The sequence below is a fragment of the Variovorax sp. KBW07 genome (assembly GCF_003852515.1).
In the GTDB taxonomy this organism is placed as follows: Bacteria; Pseudomonadota; Gammaproteobacteria; order Burkholderiales; family Burkholderiaceae_C; genus Variovorax.
This window is the reverse complement of the sequence record NZ_QAJK01000286.1, coordinates 1-297: the sequence shown is the minus strand read 5'-3', so window position 1 is coordinate 297 and position 297 is coordinate 1. Positions and strand designations below refer to the sequence as shown.

The following is a 297-nucleotide window of genomic DNA, read 5'->3' as shown; positions in this document are numbered from 1 at the left end:
CACGCACCCCGTAGTCCTTCTTCAGGACATCGATCACCGCCTCGAACAACCGGGCCTTCTCGTTGGCCTCTCGAAGCTGCACTTCCAAGGCCTTGATCTGCTGCTCGGGGGTCAGCGGCGCCGCAGGCGCGGGGGAGGATTTTTGGGTTGTTACGGGCATGGGAAGCCGAGATGATGCCGAACCCCAGCTCTGGCGACCATGCTTGCGTAGCCACACCAGAACGGTCGAGCGCCCTTGGATGCCGTAGCGCTCCTGCGCCTGCTTGTAGGTCAGCCCGCCTTTTTCTACCTGATCGA

The 297-nt window shown here is 62.3% G+C and carries 1 pseudogene; it reads right to left on the bottom strand.

What is annotated here, in order from left to right:
- Positions 1 to 297 (bottom strand): annotated as a pseudogene (locus DBV14_RS33575) (IS3 family transposase); the annotation flags it as partial.